The 8,256-nt window shown below is 71.4% G+C and carries 7 protein-coding genes; 2 read left to right on the top strand and 5 right to left on the bottom strand.

Translation table 11 applies throughout. The features are described from left to right. Positions 1–1,115: bifunctional 3'-5' exonuclease/DNA polymerase (locus tag AB0J09_RS48075; protein WP_360707212.1), on the top strand; the 1,115-nt coding region annotated here is incomplete at its 5' end. A 948-nt stretch (positions 1,116–2,063) separates the two neighbouring features. After that, positions 2,064–3,170: a hypothetical protein gene (locus AB0J09_RS48070; RefSeq protein WP_360707209.1), complete on the top strand. Its 1,107-nt coding sequence runs from the start codon at positions 2,064–2,066 to the stop codon at positions 3,168–3,170. Here AB0J09_RS48070 and AB0J09_RS48065 read toward each other — a convergent pair. The 5 genes from AB0J09_RS48065 to AB0J09_RS48045 all read right to left on the bottom strand — a co-directional run. After that, entirely contained in the window at positions 3,167–4,438 is a 1,272-nt protein-coding gene (locus AB0J09_RS48065; protein ID WP_360707206.1) for an MFS transporter, read from the bottom strand. The two genes, AB0J09_RS48070 and AB0J09_RS48065, sit on opposite strands and share 4 nt — an antisense overlap. Before the next feature lie 46 nt (positions 4,439–4,484). Then, on the bottom strand, positions 4,485–5,300 hold the full coding sequence (locus tag AB0J09_RS48060) for an MOSC N-terminal beta barrel domain-containing protein (protein ID WP_360707203.1): 816 nt from the start codon (positions 5,298–5,300) through the stop codon (positions 4,485–4,487). Continuing rightward, entirely contained in the window at positions 5,297–6,478 is a 1,182-nt protein-coding gene (locus tag AB0J09_RS48055) for a Cmx/CmrA family chloramphenicol efflux MFS transporter (RefSeq protein WP_360707200.1), read from the bottom strand. Before AB0J09_RS48055 ends, AB0J09_RS48060 begins: the two co-directional genes overlap by 4 nt. 49 nt (positions 6,479–6,527) lie before the next feature. Then, positions 6,528–7,100 (bottom strand): TetR/AcrR family transcriptional regulator, encoded by a 573-nt coding sequence (locus AB0J09_RS48050; protein ID WP_360707197.1) that lies wholly within the window; start codon positions 7,098–7,100, stop codon positions 6,528–6,530. A 42-nt stretch (positions 7,101–7,142) separates the two neighbouring features. Next, positions 7,143–8,256, bottom strand: a 1,114-nt coding sequence (locus AB0J09_RS48045; RefSeq protein ID WP_360707194.1) for a hypothetical protein, incomplete at its 5' end; no start/stop codon positions are given.

Here is an 8,256-nt window from a genome sequence, read left to right as displayed (position 1 = left end):
CAGAGTTGTCCCTCGCCGGCATGCGGTGGCGGCGCGACGTGCACGACGCCCTCCTGACCCACCTGCTGGGGCCGCGCCCCGTGCACGGCATGCGCCCGGCCAAGCTCCAGGCGCTGGCCGACGAGGTCGCCGCGGCCTTCGGCCATCCGGTCAACCCCGACTCGGTGCAGCAGCTCGTCAAGGCGTTCAAGGGGGCCGGGACGGCGGTGAAGACCACCCGGTCGTGGGAGCTCAAGCAGATCGACCACCCCGCCGTGGCGCCGCTGCTGGCTTACAAGGAGCTGGCCCGGCTGTTCAGCTTCCACGGGTGGACGTGGGCCGACCAGTGGGTGCGGGGTGGGCGGTTCCGGCCCGAATACGTGGTGGGCGGCGTGGTGTCCGGGCGGTGGGCGACCAGTGGCGGCGGGGCGCTGCAGATTCCGAAGGTGATGCGGCGGGTGGTGGTGGCCGACGAGGGGTGGGTGCTGGTCGTCGCCGACGCCGCCCAGCTCGAGCCGCGGGTGCTCGCCGCGATGGCCGGCGACGTGGGGCTGGCCCGGGCCGCCGGGGAGATCGACCTGTATTCGGCGCTGGCGCAGTCGTTCGGAGGCGAGCGGGCCAACGCCAAGATCGCCATGCTGTCCGCCATGTACGGCGGGACCAGCGGCGACGCGCCCAAGCTGCTGGCGGTGATGCGGCAGCGCTTCCCCAAGGCGTACCAGTTCGTGGAGGACGCGGCCAAGGCGGGGGAGGAGGGGCGGCTGGTGCGCTCGTGGCTCGGGCGCACCAGCCCGCCTCCCTCGCCCCGGTGGAAGGAACTGGTGTCGGGGCCCGAGGGCGGCCGGGCGGCTCGCGACCGGGGGCGGTTCACGCGCAACTTCGTGGTGCAGGGCACCGCGGCCGAGTGGGCCCTGGCGCTGATGGCGGTGCTGCGCGGGCTGCTGCCCGAGCCGGCCCGGCTGGTGTTCTTCCAGCATGACGAGGTGATGGTGCACTGCCCGATCTCGCAGGCGGAGGAGGTGATCGCCGCCGTCTCGTCGGCCGCGTCGGAGGCCACCCGGCTCCTGTTCGGGGCGACGCCGGTGCGCTTCCCGATGGAGGCCGTGGCGGTCTCGTCTTACGCCGACGCGAAGTGACGGGTCCCCGTCGGTGGGCGCGGGGCTCGCCACCGGACCCGCCGGTCAGTCGGGCCGCGGCGGGGCCACACGCGTCCAGGGATGCTTACCACCGCGCGCCTTGTGAGGAGCGCCTTTGCGAAGAGCCTTGGGACGTGCGCCCTCGACGCCCTGGCAGTGTGTGCATGGGCGAGCGGTCCCAACGTGGGGTGCGACAGCGCAAGGCTCGCGGCCGACGTGGTGTACGCGTGGGGGCACGAGGTTGCAGGGGGTCGATATCAGCGTTTGGGTTGTGACCTACGATGCAGCGCGAGTGCGGGTGGGGCTGGCCGGCGTGACGTTCGCGGCCGTATGGACAGGCGAGGGTTTGTGTATCGCTCGAATGTTCTATCCGGCAGGGTCAAATGTGGGTAGTCTTGTGGTCACGTTCGGTAAAGGCTGGGAGGTGGGCGGGGCGTTATGTGGGCGCACCGGTGTGCTGGCGATCGGCGTGTGGTGACTTCGTCAGGTGCTTGCCGCCCGGCGCTGGGCTGCGCGTATCCAGTGCTGCGGGGTGGTGGGCGTGGCTGAGTTGCGGCCGATCGCGGCGCCGTACGTCGCCGCTGCTGCCTGCGGGGTGGCGATCCGTGATCGTCTCAAAGGGCTGAGGGGCCAGGATGAGGCGGTGCTGCGGCTGGTCGGGGCGCATCTGGGCGCTTTGGCGTCGAAGGATCTTGCGGTGCGTTGCCATGACGGGCTGGGGCACGGCGCTGATCGGTGGGCGGCTCGTAAGCGGGAGCTGACCGCGGAGTCGTCGGCGCGGTGGGCGGGAGCGATCACCAAAGCCAGTCATGATCAGTGGGCGCTGGCCCGGCGCGGCGAGCTGGCCCACCTCCAGGCTCTTGAGGCCGGGATCTCCACGATCGCGCACCGGCTGTCATTGCCCTTGGGCCAGAAGGGCACCAAGGGCGGGCCGGGCGGGTACGCATCGTGCGGGGCGGCAAACGCCTGGTCAGAAACCGGCACAACCTCCAAGCCGCCCACCTCGATGAGCGCATATGGCGGGCGCGGTGGGATGCCGCTCGCTGGTTCCTGCAGGCCGATGGGGAGGCCGGCAAGCGATACGGCAATGAGACGATCCGCGTCACCCCCGACGGGGAGGTGTCGATCAGGCTGCCCGCGCCGCTGGCGCACCTGGCCAACGCGCCGCACTGCCGATACGTGCTGTCCGCTCGGGTACGGTTCGCGCACCGTCGCGCAGAGTGGGCCGATCGCGTGCACGCTGACCGGGCGGTGGCCTACCGCATTCATCTGGACCCCGACCGCGACCGCTGGTACCTGACCGCCTCCTGGCAAACCTCGCCCGCACTGGCCATCCCGCTACAAGCGGCTCTCGCCCAAGGGGTGATCGGCGTCGACACCAACGCCGATCACCTGGCCGCCTGGCGGCTGGATGTGCACGGCAACCCAATCGGCAGCCCGCGCCGCTTCAGATATGACCTGTCCGGCACCGCCGATCACCGCGACGCCCAGGTGCGCCACGCCCTGACGGGGCTGCTGGCTTGGGCCAAGTCCTGCGGCGTGCGGGCCATCGCCATCGAGGATCTGGACTTTCAGGCGGAGAAGACCCGGGAGAAGTACGGCCGCCGCAAGCGGTTCCGGCAGCTCGTATCCGGCCTGCCCACCGCCAAGCTGCGCGCCCGGCTGACGTCCATGACGGGCGCGGCCGGCATCGCGATCGTCGCCGTGGATCCGGCCTACACCTCCAAGTGGGGCGCCCAGCACTGGCAGGCCCCGCTGACCGGCAAGACGCGTCAGACCACCCGTCACGATGCGGCGAGCATCGCGATCGGGCGACGCGCCCTCGGGCATCCGATCCGGCGACGGACGGCACCGCCCCCTGCTCACCAGAGCGATGAGCAGTGGCATCGGACCGCCCAGGCCCGACCGGGAGCACGAGGGCGTGAGGAAACCCGCCCCTCGGACACCGGATCACGCACAGGATGCATGCCGCCGGACCGTGGCGAGAACGCGGGAGACCAGTGTGCCCAACACCGTTCGGGGCGCACGGCTGAGCAACTCCTGCTCAGTCTCTAGGAACGGTCGGTGGCGCGCCAGGTGGCGGTGAGCCAGACGCCCGCGAGGGTGACCATGACGCCCACGACCAAGCCGAGCACCCCGTAGCCGAGCACGCCCACGATGGCGCCGGCGACGATCGTGCCCGTGGCGCCGCAGACATTCATCAGCACGTCCGACAGTCCCTGGACGGCCGGGCGGCGGTCGAGCGGGACGGACTCCGTGACCAGGGCGGAGCCCGCCACCAGACCGCAGGACCAGCCGAGTCCCAGCAGCACCAGCGCGGCCGTCACCTGCCACACCCGGTGCCCCGACGTGCCGGCGAGGGTGGCGGCGGTCAGCAGGAGGGCCATGCCGAGCACCAGGACAGGCACCTTGCCCGCCTTGTCGGCCAGCCAGCCCACCACCGGCGACAGCACGTACATGCCCGCGATGTGCAGGCTGATCACGAGGCCGATGACGTCCAGGTTCGAGCCGTCGTGATGCAGCTTGACGGGGGTCATGGACATCACCGACACCATCGCCGTGTGGCTGACCGCGATCATGACCAGGGCTCGGCGGGCGATCGGGGTGGTGCGGAGTGTCTGCCAGGCGGTGCGGATCGTCCCTCTGGGGGCGCGGTCGGTGCCCGGGGTGTCGATCAGGGAGCGGGCCAGCTTGAGCGGATCCGGGCGCAGGAAGACGAAGATGACGACCATGGCCAGCGCGAACGCCAGCGCCGCGAACGCGAACGGCCCCGCCTTCTCCACCAGCCCCAGCCGCCTGCCGATCTCGTCGGCGGGTAGGGCCAGGTTCGGACCGGCGACGGAGCCGACCGTGGAGGCCCAGACGACCAGCGACAGGTGCCTGGCCGAGCGGCCCTGCGGCGCCAGGTCCGTCGCCGAGTAACGCGCCGCCAGGCTGCCCGCGCTCCCGCCGCCCACCAGCACCAGTCCCGCCAGCAGCAGCGGCCACGTACGCAGGCTGATCGCCAGAACCGAGATCACGCAGCCCACCAGCGCCGCCGCGTACGCCACCGACAAGCCCGCCCGGCGGCCCCCGGCGCCCGCCGCCTTGGCCGTCGGCAGGGCCAGCAGCGCCGCGCCGAGCACGGTGGCCGTACCCGCGAAGCCGCTGATCACCGTGGACCCCGACAACTCGTCGACGACCACCGAGCTGAGCGCGAGCCCGACCGCGACCCCCACGCCGCCCACGATCTGGGTCGCCGACAGGACGGCCAGGGTACGGCGCTGGACGATGTGTATTCGGTCAGAGGACGAGACAGTGGGTTTTGTAGGGGCACTGGTCACTTGTGAAGTCTCGCATAGCCCCCACATCACCCCAAAGGACGATATTTCAGAGAACGGTGACTGAATCACCCTGAGCGATGAGGCCGGGCGCGTCCGGGATCAGGTTGATGCCGAACCACACCTTCCCGTCCCACCTGCGATGCCGGGAGAGCGTCCGGATGGGCTCCTTGCCCTTCGTGTACGTGGCCGTGTCGATCGTGGTCAGCACGCACCGGTCGCATCCCTTGCTGACCCGGAAGTCGACCGCGCCGATGCGTACCCGCTCCCACTTGTCCTCGGCGAACGCCGTGCCTACCCCGTCGATCACCACGTTCGGCCGGAACCGGTGCATGGGCAGCGGCTTGGGCGTCTCCTCGCCACGTTCCAGCGCGGTCTCCGCGATCCAGTCGTTGAGCTGTGCGAGCGAGGCGCTGGACGTGAGCAGCAGCGGGTAGCCGTCAGCCAGGCTCACGCGGTCGTCCGGCCGCCCGTACTCGGGATTGACCGGGCGGCGGGTCGGGTCGTCGAGCCACTTGAGCCTGACCGGCCGCCCCACCAGCCCGGACAGCCATCGCGCCGCGTCGTCGCCGCAGTCGGTGAGCTCCACGGGAGTGCGCCCCACGGTGACCGTGGACATCGCCTCGGTCGGCGTGACCAGCAAAGGGGCGGCGTGCGGGCCGGTCAGCGTGAGCCGGTCGCCGTCGAGCCGGGCGACGCAGGCCAGCAGCCGGGGCTCCTCGCGGGCGGTGAGGACGCCGCCGCGCTCGTCGGTGACGAGGTAGCGGCGGTCCCCGGCCAGCCCCCACGGCTGCACCTCGACCTCGCGGACCTCATGTCCGGCAGTGGACTTGACGGGGTAAAAGTGGATGCTCGCCAGCTTCATGGGCGAGAAAGTACCGCACTGGTCGCCGTGGTCGTGGAGCGGTGCAGGGCCGCGGAAAGGGCCACGGTGGCGAGGGAGAGCACGCCGATGGCGGCGCCGATCCAGGCGACGGACGGGTAGCCGAGGCCCGCGTCGATGGCCAGCCCGCCGAGCCAGGGGCCGACGGTGATGCCGACGTTGAAGGAGGAGACGTTCACCGCGGCGGCCAGCGTGGGGGCGTCCTTGGCCAGCGCGAAGACGCGGGTGTTCAGCGCGGGGTTGGTGCCGAAGCCGAACGCGCCGAGCAGGAAGATCAGCGCGATGGCCGGCACGGCGACGGACGCGCCCAGGGCCAGCGCGACCGAGGTGACGACGAGGCCGGTCACGCCGACGTACAGGGTCTGGAACGGCCGGGCGTCGGCGATCCTGCCGCCGATGGTGATCCCGATCAGCGAGCCGACGCCGTAGAGCGCCAGGACGGCGGGCACCCAGTTCGCTTCCAGGCCCGTGGTGTCGACCAGCATCACGCTCAGGTAGCTGAAGGAGGCCAGGAGGGCTCCCGTGGTCAGCGCGGTCGTGCCGTACGAGAGCCAGAGCCGGGCGCCGGCCATGGAGCGCAACTCGGCGGAGACGCGCGGCACGCCACCGGAGGGGCGGCCGCCGGGGATGGTGGCGAGCACGCCCAGGCCGGCCAGCACCGTCAGCCCCGCGACCGCCCAGAACGCCGCCCGCCAGCCGAGATGCTGGCCGATGACCGTGCCCAGGGACAGCCCGATGATGGTGGCGACCGTCAGCCCGCCGGCGAGCACGCTCATCGCCTTGCCTCGGGCGTTGGCGGGCACCAGGCCGACCGCGGTGCTCGCCGCCACGGCCCAGAATCCGGCGTACACGAAGGCGCCGGCGACGCGGGTGGCGAACAGCATGCCGTAGCTCGACGTCAGGGCGCCCACGACGTGCGACAGGACGAAGGCCGCCATGAACGTCAGCAGCGCCGTACGCCGGGGCCAGCGCAACGTGGCGACGGCCAGCACCGGAGCCCCCACCAGCATCCCCAGAGCGAACGCCGAGATCAGCAGTCCCGCGTCGGGGACGGACACGTGCAGGTCGGCCGCCATCTCGGGCACCAGCCCGGCCAGCATGAGCTCAGAGGTGCCCTGAGCGAAGATCGCAAGTCCGAGTATGTAGACCGCCAACGGCATGACATCACTCCTTTTAGATTGATCAGTTCAAAATGAGGGCGCGAAAAAGTCAGAAGACGCCCAGCGCGGTTTTCGCGATCGACTCGAGCCCGTCCCGGTCCGTCCCGCCCCTGGCGGCCACGCGCAGGCCGCTGACGGCGGCGAAGACGAAGTGCGCCAGGGCGAGCGGGTCCTTGCCCGGGTCGATCTCGCCCCGGGCGCGGCCGGTCTCGATGGCGGCCCGCAGCAATTCCCGCCGCCTCTCGTTGTCGCGCCGCAGTAGCTCGGCGATCTCCGGGTCGTGCGGGGCGAGCTCCGTCATCGAGTTGACCACCAGGCAGCCGGGCGGCTCGCCGGGGTCGGGGTCGACGGCCCACCACAGCACGGTCCTGATCTTCTCCTTGAGCGGCAGGCCGGTCTCCAGCAGCTCGGCGAGCGCGGCGTTGCGCTGTTCCATGTAGTGGCGGAGTGCCTTCTCGAACAGGTCATGCTTGCTCGCGAAGGTGTTGTAGATGCTGCTGCGGCCGAGCCCGGTGGCTGCGCACAGTTCCTGCGTCGAGGTGGCCTCGTAGCCTGCGCTCCAGAACGCGCGCATGGCCGCCTCGATGGCGCGGTCCTCCTCGAACTTCCTCGGTCGCCCCATGCTCCGCACGTTAGCATGTTTTGGAACGAGCAGTGCAATATGTCAGCCGGCCCGCTGGAACGTGTCCAGGAACACCGTGCGGGTCTCCGCCTGGTCGTCCCACTTGAGCTCGGGCATGTCGAACGTGATCTTGAAGGCGTTGTTGTCGTCGACCGTGACGTACCTGGTCAGCGCGTGCATGGGGACGCCGTTGGACGTGGTGTAGGTGTATTCCCAGTCGGCGGCCCGCCAGCCGCGGTATTCGGCGGCCTGGAGCTGCACCTGGATGTAGCCCTCCACGCCGCCCTTGGCCTCCTGCTTGCCCAGCGCGGCCAGCCCGCCGTCGGCCTGCGGAGCGGCCTTCTGCACCGTGACCCGGATGCCGGAGTCCTTCGGCCCGCTGAACGTGGTCACACCGCCCGACGTCGCCGGCTTCCAGCCCTCGGGCACGGCGGCGGTGAACCCGTCCGTGCCGTGCTCCGTGTAGCCCGCGGGTATCACGGAGGGCTCGCCGTGCTGAGTTGTGGCGGGCGAGGAGGTCGCGGCCTGGGTGACGGGCGCCACCGGGGATGCCGACCCGCCCGACAGGATGACCATCACCGCGCCGACGACCACGGCGATCCCCACAAGTGTGCTGACGATCATGAGCGGCGTCGGACGCCCGCCGCGCGTCCACAGGCCGTCGTTCTCGTCGGGCCTGCGCCTGCTCTTGCCCGTGCGCGGCGCCGCGCTGGGCAGCGTGAGAAGGCGGTTGTTGCTGATGTCGCGGGACAGGTCGCGCGACTGCTCGCGCAGGTCGTCGGCCGAGGCCAGCGGCCACGGCGTGGCGGCGGAGGACGTGCGGCTGTCCGCGCCCAGCGGCAGGATCGGCGCGGGCTGCGGGCCGGAGTCGTCGTCGAGATCCCTGGCGATCCGGTGCGGCCCCGATGGCCCGCCGAAAGGCTGGCCGCCCGAGGAACTGCCGAACGCGTCGAACCCGCCGGGTGGCGGCGACAGCTGGTCGGTCCTGTGGCTGCCCGACGGGCTCGTCAGCCCCTCGTACGGCATCGAATGGCCGCCCGACGGGCTGGTCAGCGGGTCGTACGGCACGCGTACCGGACCCGTGGGCGTCTCCACGATCCGCGAGGGCATCGGCCCCGGCAGGGGGTCCATCGGCGGCAGGTCCCCCTGGGCGGGC

Source organism: Nonomuraea sp. NPDC049784, assembly GCF_040659615.1.
GTDB lineage: Bacteria > Actinomycetota > Actinomycetes > Streptosporangiales > Streptosporangiaceae > Nonomuraea.
The sequence above is the reverse complement of the archived record's forward strand: the minus strand, read 5'-3'. Positions and strand labels throughout refer to the sequence as shown.

Excerpts from the sequence above, each read along its gene's own strand:
- AB0J09_RS48055 (WP_360707200.1), bottom strand. The coding sequence starts at position 6,478 with ATGCCGTTGGCGGTCTACATACTCGGACTTGCGATCTTCGCTCAGGGC.
- AB0J09_RS48060 (WP_360707203.1), bottom strand. The coding sequence starts at position 5,300 with ATGAAGCTGGCGAGCATCCACTTTTACCCCGTCAAGTCCACTGCCGGA.
- AB0J09_RS48050 (WP_360707197.1), bottom strand. The coding sequence starts at position 7,100 with ATGGGGCGACCGAGGAAGTTCGAGGAGGACCGCGCCATCGAGGCGGCC.